The organism is Blautia sp. OF03-15BH, assembly GCF_003463065.1.
Lineage (GTDB): Bacteria > Bacillota > Clostridia > Lachnospirales > Lachnospiraceae > Limivivens.
In genome coordinates this window covers 254,397-276,557 of sequence record NZ_QSCM01000004.1, presented here as the reverse complement: position 1 = coordinate 276,557, position 22,161 = coordinate 254,397, and the positions used below count along the sequence as shown (strand labels likewise).

General features: G+C 47.3%; 20 protein-coding genes and 1 pseudogene. 18 read left to right on the top strand and 3 right to left on the bottom strand.

The window, feature by feature from the left end:
- Window positions 1-29: 29 nt before the first annotated feature.
- From DXA57_RS06955 to DXA57_RS06930, 6 genes are all read left to right on the top strand, one after another.
- Window positions 30-698 carry a response regulator transcription factor gene (locus DXA57_RS06955; protein WP_117765949.1) on the top strand — a complete coding sequence of 223 codons (669 nt, stop codon included), beginning with the start codon at window positions 30-32 and terminating at the stop codon, window positions 696-698.
- A complete protein-coding gene (locus DXA57_RS06950) occupies window positions 679-2,202 on the top strand; it encodes a sensor histidine kinase (protein WP_117765947.1) in 1,524 nt (507 codons plus the stop codon). Before DXA57_RS06955 ends, DXA57_RS06950 begins: the two co-directional genes overlap by 20 nt.
- Before the next feature lie 64 nt (window positions 2,203-2,266).
- Window positions 2,267-2,842 (top strand): hypothetical protein, encoded by a 576-nt coding sequence (locus DXA57_RS06945; RefSeq protein WP_117765945.1) that lies wholly within the window; start codon window positions 2,267-2,269, stop codon window positions 2,840-2,842.
- The gene (locus DXA57_RS06940) at window positions 2,805-3,863 is read left to right on the top strand and encodes a PD-(D/E)XK nuclease domain-containing protein (RefSeq protein ID WP_243005727.1); all 1,059 of its coding nucleotides are present in this window, start codon (window positions 2,805-2,807) and stop codon (window positions 3,861-3,863) included. Before DXA57_RS06945 ends, DXA57_RS06940 begins: the two co-directional genes overlap by 38 nt.
- Before the next feature lie 143 nt (window positions 3,864-4,006).
- Entirely contained in the window at window positions 4,007-5,686 is a 1,680-nt protein-coding gene (locus tag DXA57_RS06935; protein ID WP_117765941.1) for an AAA family ATPase, read from the top strand.
- Between the two features lie 6 nt (window positions 5,687-5,692).
- Entirely contained in the window at window positions 5,693-6,253 is a 561-nt protein-coding gene (locus DXA57_RS06930; RefSeq protein ID WP_117765939.1) for an alpha/beta hydrolase, read from the top strand.
- Window positions 6,254-6,300: 47 nt separating this feature from the next.
- Here the strand turns inward: DXA57_RS06930 and DXA57_RS06925 are convergent, their stop codons facing one another.
- On the bottom strand, window positions 6,301-7,104 hold the full coding sequence (locus DXA57_RS06925; RefSeq protein ID WP_117765937.1) for an ABC transporter permease: 804 nt from the start codon (window positions 7,102-7,104) through the stop codon (window positions 6,301-6,303).
- A 258-nt stretch (window positions 7,105-7,362) separates the two neighbouring features.
- Window positions 7,363-7,864: pseudogene (locus tag DXA57_RS06920) on the bottom strand (ABC transporter ATP-binding protein); the annotation flags it as partial.
- Between the two features lie 221 nt (window positions 7,865-8,085).
- On the opposite strand from DXA57_RS06920, the gene DXA57_RS06915 reads away from it, so the two are divergent.
- From DXA57_RS06915 to xerD, 11 genes are all read left to right on the top strand, one after another.
- Window positions 8,086-8,757, top strand: a complete 672-nt coding sequence (locus DXA57_RS06915) for an epoxyqueuosine reductase QueH (RefSeq protein WP_117765934.1) — start codon at window positions 8,086-8,088, stop codon at window positions 8,755-8,757.
- Window positions 8,758-8,998: 241 nt separating this feature from the next.
- Window positions 8,999-10,084, top strand: coding sequence for an aspartate-semialdehyde dehydrogenase (asd, locus tag DXA57_RS06905; RefSeq protein ID WP_117765930.1), 1,086 nt, complete (start codon window positions 8,999-9,001; stop codon window positions 10,082-10,084).
- A gap of 379 nt (window positions 10,085-10,463) precedes the next feature.
- Window positions 10,464-11,348, top strand: coding sequence for an ABC transporter ATP-binding protein (locus tag DXA57_RS06895; protein ID WP_117765926.1), 885 nt, complete (start codon window positions 10,464-10,466; stop codon window positions 11,346-11,348).
- Entirely contained in the window at window positions 11,341-12,150 is an 810-nt protein-coding gene (locus DXA57_RS06890; protein ID WP_117765924.1) for a hypothetical protein, read from the top strand. The genes DXA57_RS06895 and DXA57_RS06890 overlap by 8 nt, the downstream gene beginning before the upstream one ends.
- A gap of 4 nt (window positions 12,151-12,154) precedes the next feature.
- A complete protein-coding gene (locus DXA57_RS06885) occupies window positions 12,155-14,203 on the top strand; it encodes a DNA topoisomerase (protein WP_117765922.1) in 2,049 nt (682 codons plus the stop codon).
- A complete protein-coding gene (locus tag DXA57_RS06880) occupies window positions 14,203-14,874 on the top strand; it encodes a UDP-N-acetylglucosamine pyrophosphorylase (protein WP_117766005.1) in 672 nt (223 codons plus the stop codon). The genes DXA57_RS06885 and DXA57_RS06880 overlap by 1 nt, the downstream gene beginning before the upstream one ends.
- A gap of 233 nt (window positions 14,875-15,107) precedes the next feature.
- Window positions 15,108-16,208, top strand: coding sequence for a recombinase RecA (recA, locus tag DXA57_RS06875; protein ID WP_117765920.1), 1,101 nt, complete (start codon window positions 15,108-15,110; stop codon window positions 16,206-16,208).
- A complete protein-coding gene (locus DXA57_RS06870) occupies window positions 16,205-16,828 on the top strand; it encodes a regulatory protein RecX (protein WP_117765918.1) in 624 nt (207 codons plus the stop codon). The genes recA and DXA57_RS06870 overlap by 4 nt, the downstream gene beginning before the upstream one ends.
- Window positions 16,829-16,924: 96 nt before the next feature.
- The gene (rny, locus tag DXA57_RS06865; protein ID WP_442857671.1) at window positions 16,925-18,457 is read left to right on the top strand and encodes a ribonuclease Y; all 1,533 of its coding nucleotides are present in this window, start codon (window positions 16,925-16,927) and stop codon (window positions 18,455-18,457) included.
- 104 nt (window positions 18,458-18,561) lie between these two features.
- Window positions 18,562-19,131 carry a hypothetical protein gene (locus tag DXA57_RS06860; RefSeq protein ID WP_117765914.1) on the top strand — a complete coding sequence of 190 codons (570 nt, stop codon included), beginning with the start codon at window positions 18,562-18,564 and terminating at the stop codon, window positions 19,129-19,131.
- Between the two features lie 154 nt (window positions 19,132-19,285).
- On the top strand, window positions 19,286-20,170 hold the full coding sequence (xerD, locus tag DXA57_RS06855) for a site-specific tyrosine recombinase XerD (RefSeq protein ID WP_117765912.1): 885 nt from the start codon (window positions 19,286-19,288) through the stop codon (window positions 20,168-20,170).
- A 131-nt stretch (window positions 20,171-20,301) separates the two neighbouring features.
- On the opposite strand, the gene DXA57_RS06850 is transcribed toward xerD, so the two are convergent.
- A complete protein-coding gene (locus DXA57_RS06850; RefSeq protein WP_243005726.1) occupies window positions 20,302-20,775 on the bottom strand; it encodes a precorrin-2 dehydrogenase/sirohydrochlorin ferrochelatase family protein in 474 nt (157 codons plus the stop codon).
- 172 nt (window positions 20,776-20,947) lie between these two features.
- Here DXA57_RS06850 and DXA57_RS06845 point away from each other — a divergent pair, with 172 nt between their 5' ends.
- Window positions 20,948-21,886 (top strand): AraC family transcriptional regulator, encoded by a 939-nt coding sequence (locus tag DXA57_RS06845; RefSeq protein ID WP_158571254.1) that lies wholly within the window; start codon window positions 20,948-20,950, stop codon window positions 21,884-21,886.
- Window positions 21,887-22,161: the final 275 nt, after the last annotated feature.

The following is a 22,161-nucleotide window of genomic DNA, read 5'->3' as shown; positions in this document are numbered from 1 at the left end:
AAGCCAATAGCGTAATAAAAGGAGAACTTATGGAAAAGATTCTGGTGGTAGAGGATGATGCGGATATTCAGGAGGTATTGAAAAACTATCTGATGGCGGAAGGCTATGAGGTGCGTCTGGCGGAGGACGGCGTGGAAGGTCTGGCGGCTTTTCAGAGTTGGGGGCCGGACCTCGTCCTTCTGGATGTGATGCTTCCGAAGGTGGACGGCTTTGCGGTGCTGGAGCTGATCCGGAAAGAATCTCTGGTTCCGGTGCTCATGGTGACAGCCAAGGACAGCGTGGAGGATCAGGTACGAGGCTTTCATCTCCAGGCGGACGACTACATTCCGAAGCCTTTTGACATGCCGGTGCTGCTCTGTAAGATTGCTGCGGTCCTTCGCCGTACGGGCAGGACCGAGCAGAAAAAAGACCTGGTTTACGGTGGGTTGAAGTTAGATGAGGAAGGTCATCATCTTTTTAACGAAGGGCAGGAAGTGGAACTCACCCAGAAAGAATTTGACCTTCTGAGGCTGTTTCTTAAGAACTCCGGCAGGGTTTTTACCCGGCAGAATCTTCTGGATCAGGTCTGGGGTGAGGACTATTTCGGGGATGAAAGGATCGTGGATACCCATATCAAGAATCTTCGGAAAAAACTGGGAAATCAGCTCATTGAGACTGTGAGAGGAGTGGGATACCGGCTTGAAAAAATTAAGAAGTAGCCTGACGCTGAAAATTTTTATTCTGACGTTGTTTCTTTTGCTGGCCATCAGCGGGATCACCTATGCTTCGGTGGCCGTTTTTCTGCCCAAAACCTATCGAAATTCTCTGGAAAAAGACCTGGCGTCGGTCTCGGAATCCCTGAAGACGGAGCTGGAATCCTATGCTTCCATTGAGGAAGCGGAAAATTTTCTGGAGCTTTTCGAGCGGAACAATCAGGCTTCCGTGACAGTGCTGGATAAGGAAGGAAATCAGGTTTTTCCCGAGGTCGAGACGGAAGTCGCAGACACGGCGAGTACAGGAAGTGAAGAAAGTATGGTTGTGGAAGAAGACGGGCTTGTAACCTTCAGCGGAATTGCCGTCAGCGACGAGGCTGCGGAGGAGCTGGGGGATGACACTTACGGAGTTACGGTTTCAGATGCGGGGTATTTTACTCTCAGCACCAGCTATCCTTCTGCTGTGAAAAGCTATAAGGTTACGGTGGGCGGAAAAGCTTACACGCTCCTGGTAGTGGGAGATATGGAGGCGGTAAGTCAGGCGGCAGCCATCGTCAAAAGGATTTTTCCGATGGTGTTGGGTATCACTCTTCTCATCGCCTTTTTCTGTGCCATTCTGGCTTCCTGGTATCTGGTACGGCCGATTCTCAGTCTGAGCCGGGTGTCAAGAAAGATGGCGGCTCTGGATTTTGGCGAACACTGTGAGGAAAAGAGAAAAGACGAGATCGGCGTTCTGGCAAAGAATCTAAACGAGCTTTCCGACAGTCTTTCCACCGCGCTCTCGGATCTTCGTTCCGCTAATGAAGAATTGAAGCTCTTTTTCGCGGCGGCCTCCCATGAGCTGAAAACGCCGGTGACGATCCTCAAAGGCCATCTCGGCGGCATGCTGGAGGGCGTGGGGGAGTACCGGGACCATGAGCGGTATCTTCAGCGGTCCTATGAGGTGACGGAAACCCTGGAGACCATGGTAAAAGAAATCCTGACGATTTCCCGCATGGGAACCGGCACCTGGAAAACAGAGAGAAAGAAAACGGATCTGGCGGAGCTTTTCCGGCAGGAGATGGCAGAGGTCTGGGAGCTTCTGGAGGAAAAAGAGATGGAGCTTACCGGGGAGATTCCGGAGCATGCCTATGCGCTGGCGGATTCCGAAGGGATGAAAAAAGTCTTCCGGAACTTTCTCACCAATGCGATCCGCTATTCTCCGAAAGGGGAGAAGCTGACGGTCTGCTTTCAGGAAAACGGCTTTTCGCTGGAAAATGAAGGGACGTCCATTCCGGAGGAAGCCCTGCCGAAGCTTTTTGAAGCTTTTTACCGGGTGGAAGATTCCCGAAACAGGAAATCCGGAGGAAGCGGCCTGGGGCTCTACATTGTCCGGATGATTCTGGATGCCCACGGGGCGTCCTACGGGGCGGAAAACACGGCCGGAGGCGTCCGTTTCTGGTTCCGATTGAAAGAAAATCACACAGAATCCACACAAAGGCTCCCTGAAACTCCCATAAAGACGCGCTAAAATAGGGACAACAGAAATGAGAAAAACATTTCTGGAAAAAATAAAAACAGGAGCGTGATTTTTTATGAAGAAAAGATTAGCAGTATTGGCGGCAATGGGAACCCTGGCAGCTTTCTCTCTGGGAGCGGAGGCAAAGACTTATGCGGTGGAGGATGAGGACGGAAATACAAAATATATCACCGTATACGACGGAAAGGTGGAGACGACCACAGAGGAGGATGAGGAGATTAAGACAGAAGACAGCGACCTCTATGACTGGGAAGCGGGGGAGGCTGTCGATGACGGGACATTGGATGCCTATGCCGTGAGCGAGTCCACCTATGTCACCGGAGACGAGGAAGGCGCCATGGATGAAGATGAGTTTTTTAAGGCGGAGCAGAAGCGCGTCGCTGAATACGAAAAACTGGGGATCCAGTGTAAATATGGCGTTTATACCTGGAAAGGAGACAATGTCAATGTCATTCTGGATGATGACGGTTCCATTTCCACCTGGTCTGACGGCGGTTCCAAAGCCGACCGCGTTTACCTTCATATCGTGAGAGATAAGGACGGAAAAGCCACAGAGGTGGAGGCAGTTACAGCCAGAGAAATTCTGGAGAAGATTGCTGAGCAGGATCTTAAGAAGACCGACAAAGAGTAAAAAATCTTCGCTTTCTGCTATCAGAGTGAAGGCGGGGATAGTTTCTATTACGGATTCCCGTTTTGATGAGCAGTTTGGATTTACGGAAAAGGACGTCAGGGAGCTTTTGAAAATCTATCATTTGGAAGACCATATGGAAGAAGTGAAAGAATGGTATGATGGTTATCGTTTTGGTGATGCGGATATCTATTGTCCCTGGGATGTCATTAACCATGTGGACAGACTTTGTGGTGAGCCGGGAGCGCAGCCGCAGTCTTACTGGCTGAATACCAGCGGCAATGAGCTTGTGAAACGCTTCATTGATAAAGCAAACAAAACGACGCGGGATGAAATCGAACGCCTGATTGCAGGTGAGGCTATCGAAAAATCTGTCCGGATGGAGCTTACTTATGATGAGATCGACAATCACATTGACAATTTATGGAGTGTTTTGTTTACAACGGGATATCTGACCCAGACCGGAAGAACAGAACTTGGAGCATATAAGCTGGTTATCCCAAATAAAGAAGTCAGAGAAGTGTATAAGCTTCAGATAAAGGAGTGGTTCAGCCATACGGTTCTGAGCAATACAGGGCAGCTGACAGCTTTCTGGACTGCGGTTGAAAAAGGAAATACGGAGTCGATAGAAAAATATCTGAATCGAACACTCAGTAATTCCATCAGTGTTTTTGATACAAAAGCGCCGGAGACAGAAAAAGAGAACTCTTATCATACCTTTTTGGTTGGCCCTTTGGCGGGAAATTCTGACTGGCTGGTGAAATCGAATGTAGAAGCAGGAGAAGGCTTTGCTGATATTGTTGTGGAAACAGAAAATCCGGATAGCGGAATTATTTTCGAACTCAAGTATTCGAGGGATGCAGCTGGTCTGGATAAAGCCTGTGAAAAAGCAATTGCACAGATGAAAGATCGAAGATATGAGGAATACCTGAAAAATGACGGTCGGCATGACCTGCTGTTTTATGGCGTGGCTTTTTATAAAAAGCGATGCAAAGTTATCGTGGAAGAACAAAAAGAAAAATAAAAATAACATTTTGGCTCATTGGCTATGGTACGCTGATGAGCTTTTTTCATGCAATTTCATAGAATGTATAGAATTTCCCCCACAAAAATGCTATGATAAATAAAAAGTCAATTTGCCAAACTGAAATGTAAAGGGGCTGTTATATGAACAATCTTAAAATCCCCGTAGGAATCTCTGATTTCACCAAAATCCGTGAAAACGGTTATTATTATATTGATAAAACGGAACTTATCTGCAGTCTTCTGGAGGCGGAACCGGCGGAGGTGACGCTGATCACCCGGCCGAGGCGGTTCGGAAAGACGCTAGGGATGAGTATGCTTGCCAGCTTTTTGGATATTCGGAAAGACAGCGGAAGTCTGTTTGAAGGTCTGGAAATTCTGGAGCATGAAGAACTTTGTGAGAAATGGATGAATCAGTATCCGGTGTTATTTTTATCTTTTAAAGATGTGGATGGAACTTCTTTTGAAAATGCGCTGGATTTTCTTGGGTTTACCATTGCTCAGTTTTGTATCGAGCAATCTTATCTTGCAGAAAGCGAGAAGGTAAATAGTGATTATAAGGCAGTTTTTGCACGTCTGAAAAGCAGATCGGCGTCTCTGACAGATATCAAGGGCTCCATTCTTACGATTATGAAAATGATGCAGGCCTATTATGAAAAGCCTGTGGTTTTGCTTCTGGATGAGTACGATGTTCCAGTGGCGAAGGCAAGCAGCAATGGCTATTATGCGGAAATGCTGGAAGTAATCCGGGCGATTCTGGGTACAGCATTGAAAGATAATACAGCGTTAAAGTTTGCGGTGGTGACTGGTTGTCTGAAAATCGCGAAAGAAAGCATTTTTACAGGAACGAACAATTTTGTCTCAGATACGATCGCATCTTCGCGCCTGAATGAATACTATGGATTCACGCAGGAAGATGTGGAGAAACTTCTTATGGCAGCAGCCATATCGGAACAGGCAGAGAATATCAAAAACTGGTATGATGGATATCATTTTGGAGAGTTTGATGTTTACTGTCCCTGGGATGTGATGAATTATCTTCGGGATCTTCAATATGATCCGGCGGCCAGGCCGAAGGGCTATTGGAAAAACACCAGTGATAATGCAGTGATCCGCTCTTTTATTGACTATGCAGGCAGTAATATCACCAGAAAACTGGAAATTCTGTTGTCTGGCGGCTATATTGTGCAGAAGATTGAAGATGACCTGACCTATGATTATTTACATTCCTCGGAAGAAAATCTCTGGAGTGTTTTATACCTGACCGGATATCTGACAATGGTCCGGGAGAAAGAACTGATAGAAAAGTTGTCAGATGGGATGTATGCTTTAACGATTCCAAATGCAGAAATACGGGAAATTTTCGAAACAACGGTAAAGGTCTGGTTTGATGACAGTGCAAAAGGCTGGGACAGAAAAGCACTGTTTGAGGCAGTCTGGACAGGAAACTGTGAGAAAGCCGGCAAAGAGATGAATCAGCTGCTTCGTATGACGATAAGTTATCACGATTACAGAGAGGATTTTTACCATGCTTTTCTGGCAGGAATTTTTGCAGGAGCCGGATATATGGTGGAATCCAATAAGGAACATGGGGAAGGACGAAGCGATGTGATCGTCTTCGATTCGCGAAATGGCAGGGTAGCTGTTTTTGAAGCAAAATACTCCAGAACCTTAAATCAGATGGAGCCGGACTGTGAGAAAGCGATCCGGCAGATTGATGCCAGAAAATATGCGGAAGAATTTGAGGATTATTATGATGAGGTGCTGTGTTACGGAATTTCCTTTTACAAGAAGCGTTGCCTGATAAAGAGAAAGGAACGGTGAAAACTCATGTCAAAACTCGCCATCTATTTCCCCGGTATCGGCTACCACTGTGACAAGCCGCTTCTCTATTACAGCCGAAGCCTTGCCCGGGAGCTGGGTTATCAGGAATGCAGAAATATCAGTTATACATACGAAGGCAAAAACATCCGCGGCGATCAGGCGAAGATGAGGGAAGCTTACGAGACCTTGTTTCAACAGGCCGAAAAGGAACTGGAAGAGATAGACTGGTCGGTTTACGATGACATTCTGTTTGTCTCAAAGAGCATCGGAACGATCATTGCAGCTTCTTATGTGAAGAAACACGGGCTGGTTGGTGTGAGACAGGTCCTGTATACGCCGCTGGCTGAGACGTTTTCCTTTGCACCGGAGAAGGGGATTGCCTTTATCGGAACAGCGGATCCCTGGAGCAGTACGGGAGAGATCATTCAGCTGGCCCGGAAAAATCGCTTGCCGCTGCATGTGTATGATGACTGCAACCATTCGCTGGAGTGCGGGGATACGGAAAGGAATCTTGAGATACTCAGAGATGTGATGAAGAAAACAAAGGAATTTCTGGTAGAAAAATAAAACTTCCATACCGGCGGCCCCAATCCCGCCGGTACGGATCCATTTTCCTAAGCGTGCTGCCTCCTGTGGTAAAGTTTCTCCGCCGCCGTAACCCCTCCATAGAGCAGCATCGCCATAAGGCAGAGGATCAGAATGGAAAGGATCACGAGATCCAGCTGGAAGACCTGGCTTCCGTAGATGATAAGATACCCGAGACCGTTTCTGGCACCGATGAATTCTCCGATGACGACGCCGACGAGGCAGAGTCCGATATTGACTTTCATGATGCTGATGATCATTGGAACGGTAGAAGGTAGGACGACTTTTATAAGGGCGTCTTTTTTTGTGCCGTGAAGGGTATAGATGAGCCGGATTTTTTCACGGCTGGTTTCTGTAAAGCCGGTGTAGAGATTCAGGATAGTTCCAAATATAGCTACGGAGATCCCGGCAACAATAATGGTGCGCTGATTTGCTCCGAGCCAGACGATGAGAAGAGGAGCCAGGGCGGATTTTGGCAGGCTGTTCAGGATCACAAGATAGGGCTCCAGCACCTGAAAAACGCTGTCAGAAAGCCAGAGCAGCAGGGAAACGGCAAGACCGATAAAGACGACCAGAGCGAAGCTTATCAGTGTTTCCGTCAGAGTGATCCCCACATGGAGAAAGAGGCTGCCGTCCCGCCACATGGAAAGAAAGAGACTGGCAAGCCGGGAGGGACTGCTGAAAAAGAAACTGTCGATCCAGTTTTTGTCTGCCGCAGTTTCCCACAAAAGAAAAAAGGCCAGCGCCAGAAGAATCCGGGCGGCCATGATTTTTCTGCGTTGCTTTTCCAGCCTGGAAAGATAGGCTTCCTGAAGAGAAGATCCTTTATTCATGACGGTTCAGCTCCTTCCATAAAAGATTGAAATAGTCTTTGAATTCCGGGGCGTTCCGGGTCCGCATGGGTGTCCGGTCCGGAATGGAAACTGAGATCGGAACGATCCGGCGTACGGTCGCAGGCCGGCTGGAGAGGACGATGACCCGGTCTGCCACACTGATGGCCTCCGAAAGATCATGGGTGACGAGAATGGCCGTTTTGTTTTCCTTTTTGATAATAGAAGCGATATCGTCACAGACCGAAAGCCGGGTCTGATAATCCAGGGCGGAGAAAGGCTCATCCAGTAAAAGAAGCTCCGGATCCACCGCCAGTGTGCGGATCAGTGCGGCCCTCTGGCGCATGCCGCCGGAAAGCTCCGAAGGTTTTGCATTGGCAAAGGGCTCCAGTCCGTATTCCTGCAGCATCTTTTTTACACGGAAAAGGCTTTCCGGGTCCTTTTTCTTCTGCAACTCCAGCCCCAGAGTCACATTCCGGTAAATGGAACGCCATTCAAAAAGCTGATCCTTCTGGAGCATATAGCCGAGCTCTTTGTTCTGCTTCGGCATAGGTTTTCCTTTGAAAAGAACCTCACCGGATTCCGCCGGGATCAAGCCTGCGATGATGGATAAAACAGTTGTTTTTCCACACCCGCTGGGACCGATGAGGGCGAGAAATTCTCCGGGAAAGACCTGAAAAGACAGGTTGGACAGGGCGGTTGTCTCGCCGCCTCTGGTGTGGTAGGCATGGGATATATTTTTTAATTCTAAAAGCGGCTCCATGGATACCTCCGTTTCAGAGATTTACGGGAAGAAGTCCCGTATAATTTATCCTATGCCGAAGGAAATGAAAGGTTAAAGAGATCTGTCTAGGAAAGTTTATGGAATTGGTGTATAATACGCGAAGGAGGGCTGCACCTGATCACAGACTTCCGGGAAAACGTCGGGGATATGGTGCAGCGCATGTGAGACAACTTGTGCTGGAGGAAAGGAACAATTAAGGAATGAATAACATAAAAAGAAATTACCAGAAGGAGCTGGAGGCAGTCTTGAAGAAACTGCCAAAGGAAGAGGAAAAGGTTCCGACTCTGCTTCTTCACAGCTGCTGTGCGCCCTGCAGCAGTTACTGTCTGGAATATCTTTCGGATTATTTTGAGATCACGATTTTTTATTTTAATCCGAATATTTATCCGGAGGAGGAATACCGGAAGCGGGTGGAGGAGCAGAAGCGTCTGGCGAAAGAGCTTCCAGCCCGTCATCCAATCCATGTAATAGAAGGAAACTATGAACCGAAGCAGTTTTATGAGGCAGTGAAGGGGCTGGAGAAGATCCCCGAGGGTGGTGAACGGTGTTTCGCCTGCTTTGCGCTGCGGCTGAAGGAAGCGGCCCGGCTGGCGTCAGAGAGAGGCTTTGACTTTTTCACGACGACCCTGACCATCAGTCCGCTGAAGAATGCGGCGAAGATCAATGAGATCGGGGAACAGTGCGCAAAGGAATGCAATGCAGTCTGGCTGCCTACAGATTTTAAGAAAAAAGAGGGCTATAAACGGTCCATCGAGCTTTCCACCGAGTATGGGCTTTACCGGCAGGATTACTGCGGCTGTATCTTTTCGCAGAGAGAACGGGAAGAGCAGAAGAAAACAGCAGCGGAAAAAACTGGCAGGAAGGTTGACTGAACACACGTTAATGTGTTAAACTATGCTTCAGATACGGATAGCAATTTTGCAAAAAAACAGGCTTTTTCCGGATTGAAAAAACATTGCCGAGAAGGAAAAACAGCCTTGGAAAGAAAAAAAGGTCTGAAAAAAATAAAAAGCTTGATTTTTTTCAAAAAATGGTATATTATCACACCCATAACACAAAAACAAGTGTACGCGATACAAAGACAAGCGACACGCGAATGAGGAGATTGGAAAAATGAGTCAGAAATTACGTGTTGGTATTCTTGGCGCTACCGGAATGGTAGGTCAGCGTTTTATTTCCCTTCTGGAGAATCATCCCTGGTTTGAGGTGGTTACTGTGGCAGCCAGCCCCAGAAGTGCCGGAAAAACTTATGAAGAAGCAGTCGGCGACCGCTGGAAAATGGATACGCCGATGCCGGAAGCAGTAAAGAAACTGGTAGTTATGAATGTAAACGAGGTAGAGAAGGTTGCTTCTACCGTAGATTTCGTATTTTCCGCTGTAGATATGTCCAAGGAGGAGATCAAAGCCATCGAGGAGGCTTATGCAAAGACAGAGACTCCTGTAGTTTCCAATAACAGTGCGCATCGTTGGACACCGGATGTTCCCATGGTAGTTCCGGAGATCAACCCGGAGCATTTTGAAGTCATCGAGCATCAGAAGAAACGTCTGGGAACGACCAGAGGCTTCATTGCAGTAAAACCGAACTGCTCCATCCAGAGTTATGCACCGGTTCTGACTGCATGGAAAGAGTTTGAACCCTATGAAGTGGTAGCTACGACCTATCAGGCAATTTCCGGAGCAGGAAAAACTTTCAAAGACTGGCCGGAGATGGAAGGAAACATCATTCCCTTTATCTCAGGAGAGGAAGAGAAGAGTGAGAAAGAGCCGCTCCGTCTCTGGGGAAAGATCGAGGATGGCGTTATCGTTCCGGCAGTCAGCCCGGTGATCACCTGCCAGTGTATCCGTGTTCCGGTACTGAATGGTCATACCGCTGCCGTATTTGTAAAATTCAAAAAGAAACCGACCAAAGAGGAACTCATTGACCGTCTGGTAAACTTTAAAGGTGTTCCCCAGGAACTGGATCTTCCCAGCGCTCCGAAGCAGTTCATCCGTTACATGGAAGAGGACAATCGTCCGCAGGTGTCTCTGGATGTCAACTATGAAAACGGAATGGGAGTTTCCGTAGGCCGTTTAAGAGAAGATACCGTTTATGACTGGAAATTTGTAGGACTGTCCCACAACACCGTCCGTGGTGCTGCAGGCGGAGCTGTACTTTGTGCAGAGACTTTGAAAGCAAAAGGTTATATCCAGGCAAAATAAGAAACACATGAGCGGGCCTCCGGCATTTTTTGCCGGAGGTTTTTTCCTGTAAAAGGGTTGTAATTTGTCAGAGAATCCAATACAATGATGATGCTAGGGTCAAAAGGTCAAAAAGCCGTTCATGCTTGCATGATAAGGCTTTTGAACTTGGGACCCGCCAAACATGAGAAAGTAGCGATTTACGCAGTAAATCAGCGGATTTCGAATGTTTATAGAATTGCGGGAGCTGCTTTGCAGCGGAGCAATTCGCAGGCATCCGTTGGGGGCAAAAGACCTTTTGACCCCAACATCATGATGATGCCAGGGGCAAAAGGTCAAAAGACTTTTTGGCCCCGATAAGTATGAGAAATGATACAAAAGAGGGGAACGACCATAGAAAATGATTCGTTTTAGAAACCTGACGAAAAGCTACGGGACAGGGGAAGGGGTTTTTGGACTGTCTTTCGAAATCACAGATGGGGAAGTTTTCGGGCTTCTGGGACCGGAAAATTCAGGAAAGACGACGGTTTTTTCGCTGCTGCTGGATTTTTGTACACCGGGGAACGGCTGGTGTTCCGTGAATGGAAAAAACTGTCATGATCATGCAAAAGACCTGTCTTATCAGATCGGTTATCTTCCGGAACACCCGGAATTTCCAAAAGAAATGACAGGACTTCAGTATTTAAGGTTTCAGGCGGCTGTCCGTGGCAAAAGAAGTGTGGAAACGGGTATCCGCACAGCACAGAGGTTTGGACTGAATCCGGAGAAAAAGATAGGAAAACTTTCACCGGGAGAAAAGAAAAAACTTGGGATCGCAGCAGCTTTTGTCCATGATCCGCAGGTACTGCTTCTGGATGAACCAGCAGAGGATCTCGATCAGGCTGCACGTCATTGTCTGGCAGAACTGGTGCGGGGAGAGAAGGAAAAAGGAAAGTCCGTGGTCTGGGCATCAAAGGATTTTGAAGAGATGGAGCGTTGCTGTGACCGGATTGCTTTACTGCGGAGAGGAAATCTTGTAAACATTGATGATGTGGAAGCTTTTCGTCGGCAGAAAAGACAGAGCTATATCCTGACCTTTTCCTCAGAGCAGGAGGCAGTTGGTTTTCTGAAGGAAGAGGTGGAAGTACAGGACGTCTGCGGCAGTCAGGTGACGGTGGCCGCGACAGGGGAGCTGACGCCTCTGATCCGTATCCTTGAAAAATATCATCTTATGGGCTGGGAAAAGGTCCGGCAGCCGCTGGAGACCATGTTTATTCATTTTTACGGAGGTGAGATCCGTGATTAGTTCTGCTGTATTTCTGGAAAATATAAAAGAAACCTGGAAAAGATGGTGCATGACGGTATTCGGACTCTGTCTGATCCAGCTGCTTTTGATCCTGTCCTGTGTGCCTACAGGGAAGAGTATTCTTCTGAATCTGGAAGAATATTTTCTGGATCCGGTTTTGCAGCTGGTTTCTTTAAAACTTTCTGATCCGTCTGTTTCCGGTACCCTTACAACCGTTTTCTTTGGCTTCTGGGTGCTGTTGCTTCCGACTATATATACTCTTTGCCGGGCAGAAGAACTGGTAGCTGAGGGAATGGAGAGTGGCAGGCTGATCTCCTATATCGTGACTCCTCTTGGGAGGGAAAACGTGATTCGCACGGAAGCGTTTTCACTGGTGCTGGATCAGTTTTCCATGCTTGCTGTCTCTGCCGGAGCCGGCTTGCTTTTTAGCGGTCTTTTCTGTTCGGATACACAGAATGTAACGGCTTTTCTTTTTCAGAGTTTGGAAGCTTTTGCTGTTCAGTTTGTGTTGGGAGGCTTTGCTTTTCTGGTCTCCTGCTCCGGATTTGGAAAAAGTACCCGCCGTCTGCTTCTCTGGGGACTGACGGGAGGCGGATTTTTCCTGTATCTTCTCGAAGGTCTGGGTGGCTGGCTTGAGATACCGGGAGGATTTACCGTGTTTTCTGTTCTGAGACAGGAGAGTCTTCTGGCTGATAATGGAGGTCTTGCAGCAGCTTTTTTCCTCCTGCTGGGAATTGTTTTTTACGGTCTTGCCGTTCTGATCTTTCAGAAAAAAGAGTTAAAGTTTGGAAAAAGGAATTAATTGAATGGGAAAATCATTATATATTGCAGAGAAACCAAGCGTGGCCCAGGAATTTGCCAAGGCGCTTCGTGTAAACGGTGTCCGGAAGGACGGTTATCTGGAGAGCGAAGATTCTGTGGTGACCTGGTGCGTTGGTCATCTGGTCACTATGAGTTATCCGGAGGTTTACGATGAAAAATACAAACGCTGGAGTCTCGCTACGCTGCCTTTTATTCCGGAAAAATTTCTCTATGAGGTGATTCCCTCGGTGAAGAAACAGTTCCAGATCGTCAGCGGCCTTCTGAAAAGGAAGGACATTGATGTGATCTATGTCTGTACCGATTCCGGACGGGAGGGAGAGTATATTTACCGTCTGGTGGAAGAGATGGCAAGGGTAAAGGGAAAGGTGAGGAAGAGAGTCTGGATCGATTCTCAGACAGAGGAAGAGATCCTTCACGGGATCCAGACTGCCAGGGATCTTTCAGAATATGACAATCTTGCAAATTCTGCTTATTTAAGGGCAAAAGAAGACTATCTGATGGGAATCAATTTTTCCAGACTTCTGTCGTTAAAGTACGGAAATGCAATCTCCAGTTATCTGGGAACCCGTTATACGGTGATCTCGGTAGGACGGGTCATGACCTGCGTCCTTGGCATGGTAGTGCGCCGGGAATGGGAGATCCGCAGCTTTGTGAAAACACCGTTTTACCGGGTCGTGGCTTCGCAGAGCATCGGTGAGGCAAAAGAATTTCCCGGAGAATTCCGGGCGGTAGAGGGATCCGACTGGTACCAGTCTCCGAAACTTTATAAGGAAAACGGCTTCAAAGAAGAAAAAGACGCCAGGGAGCTGATCCGTACATTGGAGAAAAATCAGCCCCTGCTGGCAGTTCTGGAGCGCATGGAGAAGAAAAAAGAAACAAAAAATCCTCCGCTTCTTTATAACCTGGCAGAGCTTCAGAATGAGTGCTCGCGCTATCTGAAGATTAGCCCGGATGAAACGCTGAAAATTGTCCAGGAGCTCTACGAAAAGAAACTGGTGACTTATCCGAGAACGGATGCCAGAGTCCTTTCCACAGCGGTGTCAAAAGAGATCTATAAAAACATCCGGGGACTGGCAGCCCTTGATTATGCCGGAGACTTTGTGCAGGAAGTTCTGGCAGGAGAGGCTTTTCAGAAGATTGCTTCTACCCGTTATGTTAATGACAAACAGATCACCGACCATTATGCGATCATTCCGACCGGGCAGGGGCTGAATGCACTCCGTTCTGTCAGTGGCCACGGGGCAAAGATTTATGAGATGATCGTCCGGCGGTTCCTGAGTATTTTTTATCCGCCGGCTGTCTATCAGAAGGTCAGTTTGGTGTCCATGATCGGAAAGGAACGGTTTTTTTCCAATTTCCGTATCCTGCAGGAGCCCGGGTACCTCAAGGTGGCCGGTATGCCGAAGGAGAAAAAGGCGACGGAAGGGGATGGAGAAAATCTGGATGCGGATCCAGCACTTTTAAATGCTCTTTCCACTTTGAAAAAGGGCAGTATTCTTCCGGTAAAATCCCTTACGATCAAGGAAGGTGAGACTTCGCCGCCCAAACGCTACAATTCCGGTTCGATGATCCTGGCTATGGAGAATGCCGGTTCGCTCATTGAAGATGAAGAACTCCGTTCGCAGATCAAAGGAAGCGGCATCGGCACCAGTGCTACCAGGGCGGAGATCCTGAAAAAACTTGTGGCAAACAAATATCTGGCACTGAATAAGAAAACTCAGGTATTGACACCGACCCAGCTCGGTGAGATGATCTTCTGTGTAGTCAACGTATCGATCCGGTCTCTTTTGAACCCGGAGCTTACAGCCAGCTGGGAAAAAGGCCTGACTTATGTGGCGGAGGGAACGATCTCGCAGGAAGAATATATGGTGAAGCTGACCAGTTTTATCCGCCGCCATACGGATCAGGTGATGGCAGGAAGCTATCAGACAGCGCTGAAAGGTATGTTTGACCGGCTCTCCCCTTATTATCAGAAAACAGCAAAGCCCGCTTCGAAACGGGCAGCAGCCAAAAAGGAGGCACAAAAAGCATGATGGAAACATGTAAAATCGAAAATCTGTATGACTTGAAAGAAACCATTGCAGCAGAGCTTTTTGAAGGAGCAGAGTACCCCTGGGAGATCCTGGGAAAGATTAAAGATTTTATTCCGCTTCTTGGAAGCCGTTTAAGCGAAGACGAGTACGAAAAAAGGGAAGGCAACGTCTGGATCGCCCGTTCTGCCAAAGTGGCACCGACCGCTTTTATCGGTGAAAATGTCATCATCGGGAAAGAAGCAGAGGTCCGTCACTGTGCATTTATCCGCGGCAATGCCATCGTAGGTGAGGGTGCTGTTGTAGGAAACTCCACGGAACTGAAGAATGTGGTGCTTTTCAATAAAGTACAGGTACCGCATTATAACTATGTGGGAGATTCCGTACTGGGATACAAAGCTCATATGGGAGCCGGATCCATTACCTCCAATGTAAAATCAGATAAAAAACTGGTGGTTGTCAAAGCAGGAGAGGAAAAGCTTGAGACCGGACTGAAAAAATTCGGAGCCATGCTGGGTGACCGGGTGGAGGTAGGCTGCGGTTCTGTCCTGAATCCGGGTACCGTCATCGGCCATGATTCCAATATTTATCCGCTTTCTTCTGTCCGCGGTGTGGTTCCGGCGGAAAGCATCTATAAGAAGCAGGGTGAAGTCGTGGAAAAGCAGGAGATCTGAAAAGTTCCATATTGACTTAAAATACAGTTACCGCGTATAATAAAAGCAGCCGAAGTTCCCGGCTGCTTTTTCTGTGAAAACCCCTTCCGGCAGATCTGCCAAAACATTCCACCAATGAAAAAGAAAACCATTGACAACCGTTAAAATTTATACTACTATAGAACACAGGTAAAGAAACGAACATAGGTTCTAAACAAGTGTTCTTGTGAGACGATATATAAAAGGAGAAGAAAATGGCACAACAGGATGAGAAAGCATTAAACAGAGAAGAAAAGTTAAAAGCACTGGAAGCCGCCATCGTAAAACTGGAGAAGGATTACGGTAAGGGTGCGGTAATGAAGCTGGGTGACGGAGCCAGCATGAATGTGGAGACCGTTCCCACTGGTTCCTTAAGCCTTGATATTGCGTTGGGACTGGGCGGTATTCCAAAGGGACGTGTGATCGAGATCTACGGACCGGAGTCCAGTGGTAAGACAACCGTAGCGCTTCATATGGTAGCCGAGGTTCAGAAGAGAGGCGGTATCGCCGGTTTCATCGATGCAGAGCATGCGTTGGATCCCGTCTATGCGAAAAATATCGGCGTGGATATTGATAACCTCTACATCTCTCAGCCGGACAACGGTGAGCAGGGACTGGAGATCGCAGAGACCATGGTACGTTCCGGAGCAGTGGACATTATCATTGTAGACTCTGTGGCAGCTCTGGTTCCGAAGGCGGAGATCGAAGGAGATATGGGAGACAGCCATGTAGGTCTGCAGGCCAGACTGATGTCCCAGGCGTTGAGAAAACTCACCGGTATCATCAGCAAATCCAACTGTACGGTGATCTTTATCAACCAGCTGCGTGAAAAGGTAGGCGTGATGTTCGGAAATCCGGAGACCACGACCGGAGGCCGGGCCCTGAAATTCTATTCCTCCATCCGTCTGGATGTACGTCGTATCGAGTCTCTGAAACAGGGTGGCGAGGTCGTAGGAAACCGTACCCGTATCCGTGTGGTGAAGAATAAGATCGCTCCGCCTTTCAAGGAGGCAGAATTTGATATCATGTTCGGAAAAGGAATTTCCCGTGAGGGTGATATCCTGGATCTGGCAGCAAATCTCGGGATCGTCAATAAGAGTGGTGCCTGGTATGCCTATCATGATGCCAAGATTGGTCAGGGACGTGAGAATGCAAAGCTCTATCTGCGTGAGAACCCGGAAGAGATGGCTGAGATCGAGACTGCCGTACGGGAACATTACGGCCTTCAGGGTGATGTGGTAGAGAGTGCCGGAACGGAAGAGAAGATCTCAGGGGAGGATCTGGAGAACTTCTTTGACGGAGAGACAGAAGAATGATCGTGACTGAAATCGAAGACTGCGGAAGCGGAAAGCGAAAGGTCTATCTGGACGGACAGCCCGCCTTTGTACTTTACAGAGGTGAGCTGTCCCTCTGTCATATAGAGAAAGATCAGGAACTTCCGGAAGCGGTATATCGGGAGATCATGGATGAGATCCTCTGGAAACGGATTCGTATGCGCTGTCTTTATCTTTTAAAAAGCATGGACAGGACAGAATATCAGCTCCGTACCAAATTAAAGCAGAATCTTTATCCGGAAGAGCTGATCGAGCGGGTGATCCGGTGGCTGAAAGATCTTCATTATCTGGATGATGCCAGATATGCGGAGAATTACATCCGGACGCACGGTGAGTCTTTGAGCGCCATGCAGCTGAAACAGAAACTGACGCAAAGAGGAGTACCGAGAGAGGTGCTGATGCAGGCGATGGAGGAACAGGAGGGACCGGATGAAGAAGTGCTGATCCGCAAGTGGGTGAAAAAGAAGAAGATCGATCCCGGAAACTGTACTCCGGCAGAGAAACAGAAGCTTTATGCCTTTCTTATGCGCAGGGGGTTTTCCTCCTCCGGAGTAAGAAGAGTCCTGCAAGGCGGCAGCGAAATGCAGAATGAATACTCTTGACAATTTGCACAAAACAGTATACAATTCAAGTGTTGTATTTGTACAATGAAAATTTAATAAGGAGGTGCTCCTGTGCCAGGTGCAGTAATAGCGGTTATAGCTGTTCTCATCACTCTTGTGGTAGCTGTTCCTATTACCTACTCTATTTCCATTTCCAATTATAAAAAGACGGTGGAAGCCAAGGTTGGAAGTGCGGAAGAGAGATCCAGGAAGATAATAGATGACGCTCTGAAAACTGCAGAGACAAAGAAGCGCGAAGCATTACTCGAAGTAAAGGAAGAGTCTTTAAAGACGAAGAACGATCTCGAGAAAGAAACCCGGGAGAGAAGATCCGAACTTCAGAGATATGAGAAGCGTGTTCTTTCTAAAGAAGAAGCAGTGGACAAGAAAGCAGATGCCATTGAGAAGCGGGAAGCAGGTTTAACAGCCAAAGAAGATGAGTTGCGTAAAAAGAGCAGCGAGATCGAACGGCTCAGTGAAGAACGTGTACAGGAACTGGAACGAATCTCCGGTCTGACCTCCGAACAAGCAAAAGAGTATCTTTTAAAAACTGTTGAAGACGAAGTGAAGCATGACACGGCGAAGCTCTATAAGGAGCTGGAAGCCAGAGCAAAGGAAGACGCAGGCAAGAAAGCGAAGGAGTATGTGGTCAATGCCATTCAGAAATGTGCGGCAGACCATGTATCTGAGACCACGATTTCTGTGGTACAGCTTCCGAATGATGAGATGAAAGGCCGTATCATTGGTCGTGAGGGAAGAAATATCCGTACCCTTGAGACTATGACAGGTGTAGATCTGATCATTGATGATACACCGGAAGCCGTTATCCTTTCCAGCTTTGATCCCATCCGCAGAGAGGTTGCAAGAATCGCTCTGGAGAAGCTGATCGTAGATGGACGTATCCATCCGGCCAGAATCGAAGAGATGGTGGAGAAAGCGCAGAGAGAAGTGGACAACATGATCCGTGAGGAAGGAGAAGCTGCTACTCTGGAAGTAGGAGTGCATGGTATCCATCCGGAGCTTGTCCGTCTGCTGGGACGTATGAAGTTCCGTACCAGTTACGGTCAGAATGCCCTGAAACATTCCATCGAGGTTGCTCAGCTGTCAGGTCTTCTGGCAGGAGAGATCGGTGTGGATGTCCGTCTTGCCAAACGTGCAGGTCTTCTGCATGATATTGGTAAATCTATCGATCATGAGATGGAAGGCTCCCATATTCAGATCGGTGCTGATCTTTGTAAGAAGTATAAAGAATCCAGAACAGTCATCAATGCGGTGGAATCTCATCACGGAGATGTAGAAGCAGAATCTTTGATCGCCTGCATTGTACAGGCTGCTGATACGATTTCTGCAGCCCGTCCGGGTGCCAGAAGAGAGACTCTGGAAACTTATACCAATCGATTAAAACAGTTAGAGGATATTACAAACTCCTTCAAGGGAGTGGACAAATCTTTTGCTATTCAGGCAGGTAGAGAGATTCGGATCATGGTTGTGCCCGAACAGGTCAGCGATGCCGATATGGTATTGCTTGCCCGCGATATTTCCAAGCAGATCGAAGCAGAGCTGGAATATCCGGGACAGATCAAGGTCAGCGTTATTCGAGAATCCCGCGTGGTGGATTACGCAAAATAAAAGAGATGTTAGTGAGGCAGTGGATGAAAAATCCGCTGCCTTTTTTCATGGAAAGAAAGCAGAATGCATAGAAATAGAGACAGAAGAGAAAAAAGGACGATGCTATGAAGAAGATCCGCTATCCGGATGAGACAATGATGCGGTATTTTACAGCTGCTTTCCTGACAGGGGTTCTGTTCTCTCTTCTGATCATCTGGTACGGGAAAACTTATTATCTTCAGAAGGCAGGACTGATCAGCAATTTTTATCTTCGGCGGCTGAAATACCGAAGCTGGGAAAAAAGAGAGCTTCTGGGTTGTTTCCTGGGAAAACGGATGAAATGGGTGGCTCTATTTCCGGTCTTCTTTTTTGGGGCCGGCGTCCATCTTCCGTTGTTTCTTGCAGGAGGCTGGTTTGGCTTTTCTTTTGGTACGGTCATGGGGATTTCTGTGTTAAAATTTGGTTTTCTGGGAGTTGGAACAGGATTGCTTCTTGTATTGCCGCAGGGAATCTTTTATGCTGCCGGAACTCTCGTTATGCTTCAAGGGCTGGCAGAGTGGAAATGGAGTTTTAACCGTTGGACGGCTTTCCCGGGAAAGAAGCTGATGGGCAGTACGGTTCTTTTCTTTTTGGGTATTTTGACGGAAAGCTATCTGAATCCATGGAATCTGCGCCTTCTTTTTTTGTTCCTGTGAAAGAAAAACGCAAGATTTAGTTCAGAAAATCTTAAGAAAAAACGATATCTGGTGGTTTGGAATGAAAATGTATTTTTTGTAGAAACTGCCATTGGAATTTTGACAGAAATCGACTATAATTAACACCTGATAAAGAAGCGGAGGCATACGATTTATGGAAAAACAGATTCCCAGATTCATGACTTATCTGATGCAGGTAAAAAATGCGTCGAAGAGTACGATGAGTTCTTATGAAAGAGATTTAAAAAGACTGGCTGCTTTTCTGGCTGCAAAGGGGATTCATGCGCCGGAGGACGTGACAGCTACTTCTTTGAATTCCTATATCCTTTTCCTGGAACGGGAAGGTTTTTCCACGGCTACCGTTTCCAGAAATGTAGCTTCCATGAAAGCCTTTTTTCACTATCTCTGTGACACGGACCGTAGATTTCAGGATCCGACCAGTCAGATCCGCGCCCCGCGTATCGACCGGAAGGCACCGGAGATCCTGACAGTGGAAGAGGTGGAAAGCCTTCTGGAACAGCCGGATCCGGAAATGCCAAAAGGGATCCGTGACAAAGCCATGCTGGAACTGCTTTATGCTACAGGCATGCGTGTGACGGAACTTATTACGCTGAAGACAGAAGATCTGAACCAGCGTCTTTCTTATGTGATCTGCCGGGACGGGGAACGGGAGCGTGTGATCCCATATGGCCCGAAAGCCCGGGAAGCATTGGAAATTTATCTGGGATCGGCCCGGAAAGAGCTTCTGAAGGAAGGAGACAGTGTCTACCTTTTTGTAAACTGCTCCGGTCACCTTATGAGCCGCCAGGGTTTCTGGAAGCTGATCAAGCAATACGCGGCAAAGGCTGGGATCGAAACAGATATCACCCCCCATACCATCCGCCATTCATTTGCTGCTCATCTGGTGCAGAACGGAGCAGATCTGAAGGCGGTCCAGGAGATGATGGGGCATGCAGATATCACGACCACGCAGACTTACCTGAACCTCAGTGTCGATCATGTGAAACGTGTATATGCGAAGGCTCATCCGAGAGGGTGAGTGGAGCTGCTTTGCAATTTGCATTGGAGCAGAATGTGAACGCGGATTGCGAATGTCCGCTTTACGAAACAGTGACTGTTTGAATAAAAAAGACGAATCCAACGGGAAAAGATCCTGAGGATTCGTCTTTTTCAGGTTTCCGGATGATTGAGAAGCTTCCGGATGCGGTCGGAGGTTTCACGGGCCGCCTTATGGTTGTTTCCGCTTGCGGTGATTCCGACTACGAGATTGTCTTTTTTTACGATACCGGGAAAATAAAAATCACATTTGTTTTTGTCACTGCAGACATTGACGGTGATCCCCATGCATTTGCATACACTGTAAATATCTTCATTGGTCTGGTGGTCATTGGTGGCGGCGATGACCAGGTCAGCATCATAGATGTCTTCTCTCTGGTACTGCTTTTTCAGGATCCGGATCTTTCCCTGGGCCTGCAGTTCCAGAAGCTCCGGATTGACCTCGGGTGCGATGACAGTCAGACATTCGGTGAAATCCACCAGTGTGCGGATCCGGCGTTTGGCAATGGTACCGGCACCGACAACGACAACTTTTTTATGAGAAATGTCCACAAACATGGGAAAATAGGGTCGGGCTTCATCTGTCATAAATATTCCTCCTTTGGACGTTTACGCCAACATCATTTTATTATCCTATCACATTATGATTGCAGTGTCAAAAGGTCTGTGACTTCAAAGAAAAAATGCGATAAGGCTTCAAAAAAGATATGAAAACTGGTATGATAAGGGCAGAAAAGATATGACAGATCAGGGAGAGAATATGACGAAGAAAAAAGCAATGGATAAGATTTTTTTTCGCTTTTATGATATTCCAAGGGAGAATTATCTGCTGGCACTTTATGGAGCGGAATGGAAACGGAAATATGGTTCGGAGGGAGAAAGTCTTCATTTTCACAATCATCTGGAGGTGGGCTACTGCTACGAGGGAGAGGGTGTGATCCGGTTGGAAAACGGAGAACTCCCTTATTTTCCACAGATACTTACGCTAATACCGAAAAACTGTCCTCATGCCATTCAAGGGGAAGAGGGAGGGTTGGACTATTGGGAGTTTCTCTTTGTTGATATGGAACGGTTTCTGCTGGATCTTTATCCGGGAAGGAACCGTCTGGTGGAAGAGATCTGCAGGAGGATCAACAGAGGAGCAAGACTTCTCACCTATGAAAAGAATCCGGTACTTGGAGATCTGGTGCAGGAGATCCTGCGGGAAATGAAAGGAAAAGGCGAGTTCTATCAGGAGAGCGTAAAAGGTTATCTTCTGGCTTTTCTTATGGAGATCGCCCGGCTGGATGGAGAAGCGGCTGATTCTCTGGTTTCAGATAAAAGACTTCCGGTCGTCGGGAAAAATCTCTGGAAAGAAGAGATCAGGCAGGTGGAGGCGGCTCTGCGATATGTGGAAGAGCACTACAGAGAGCCTCTTCATGCAGGAGATCTGGCTGCTGTCTGTGGCCTGAGTGAAACGCATTTTCGCCGCCTTTTTCAAAAGAACATGCAGATGACGCCGATGGAATATGTGAATAAGGTTCGGATCCGTGAAGCCTGCCGGCTGATGCTGGATACCAATGCTTCTCTGGAGGAAATCGCTGTGAAAACCGGATTTGTATCCATGTCCACATTCAACCGGAATTTTGGACGTTTTCTCAGCACTTCGCCACATGCCTGGAGGAAAAGCAGAGGAAAAGGACAGAAAATACTTTTTTAGAGAAGTTTTATCTGCAATATAGGATAAAAAAACCAAGTATTTGATGGTTTCTTTGTTCAAAAAGCTCTCCTTAGCAGGAAAAAGGGGAGCTTTTTATTGTCTATAATATATAAAACAGAAAGGATATAAATATAAAAAAGATAAAAAATGCATTATTTTTGGTTGAAAATGCTCACCGCAGGAAAAAGATATAGAGTACAATACTAACATATTCGCCAGAATAAAAGGCTCAAAACTATACAAGATGTTCAAATGTTTTGAGACGAAAAAAGTCG

Excerpts from the sequence above, each read along its gene's own strand:
- DXA57_RS06945 (WP_117765945.1), top strand. The coding sequence starts at position 2,267 with ATGAAGAAAAGATTAGCAGTATTGGCGGCAATGGGAACCCTGGCAGCT.
- DXA57_RS06930 (WP_117765939.1), top strand. The coding sequence starts at position 5,693 with ATGTCAAAACTCGCCATCTATTTCCCCGGTATCGGCTACCACTGTGAC.
- recA (WP_117765920.1), top strand. The coding sequence starts at position 15,108 with ATGGCACAACAGGATGAGAAAGCATTAAACAGAGAAGAAAAGTTAAAA.
- DXA57_RS06915 (WP_117765934.1), top strand. The coding sequence starts at position 8,086 with ATGAATAACATAAAAAGAAATTACCAGAAGGAGCTGGAGGCAGTCTTG.
- DXA57_RS06880 (WP_117766005.1), top strand. The coding sequence starts at position 14,203 with ATGGAAACATGTAAAATCGAAAATCTGTATGACTTGAAAGAAACCATT.
- DXA57_RS06895 (WP_117765926.1), top strand. The coding sequence starts at position 10,464 with ATGATTCGTTTTAGAAACCTGACGAAAAGCTACGGGACAGGGGAAGGG.
- DXA57_RS06850 (WP_243005726.1), bottom strand. The coding sequence starts at position 20,775 with ATGACAGATGAAGCCCGACCCTATTTTCCCATGTTTGTGGACATTTCT.
- asd (WP_117765930.1), top strand. The coding sequence starts at position 8,999 with ATGAGTCAGAAATTACGTGTTGGTATTCTTGGCGCTACCGGAATGGTA.
- xerD (WP_117765912.1), top strand. The coding sequence starts at position 19,286 with ATGGAAAAACAGATTCCCAGATTCATGACTTATCTGATGCAGGTAAAA.
- DXA57_RS06925 (WP_117765937.1), bottom strand. The coding sequence starts at position 7,104 with ATGAATAAAGGATCTTCTCTTCAGGAAGCCTATCTTTCCAGGCTGGAA.
- DXA57_RS06885 (WP_117765922.1), top strand. The coding sequence starts at position 12,155 with ATGGGAAAATCATTATATATTGCAGAGAAACCAAGCGTGGCCCAGGAA.
- DXA57_RS06845 (WP_158571254.1), top strand. The coding sequence starts at position 20,948 with ATGACGAAGAAAAAAGCAATGGATAAGATTTTTTTTCGCTTTTATGAT.
- DXA57_RS06860 (WP_117765914.1), top strand. The coding sequence starts at position 18,562 with ATGAAGAAGATCCGCTATCCGGATGAGACAATGATGCGGTATTTTACA.
- DXA57_RS06870 (WP_117765918.1), top strand. The coding sequence starts at position 16,205 with ATGATCGTGACTGAAATCGAAGACTGCGGAAGCGGAAAGCGAAAGGTC.
- DXA57_RS06935 (WP_117765941.1), top strand. The coding sequence starts at position 4,007 with ATGAACAATCTTAAAATCCCCGTAGGAATCTCTGATTTCACCAAAATC.
- DXA57_RS06955 (WP_117765949.1), top strand. The coding sequence starts at position 30 with ATGGAAAAGATTCTGGTGGTAGAGGATGATGCGGATATTCAGGAGGTA.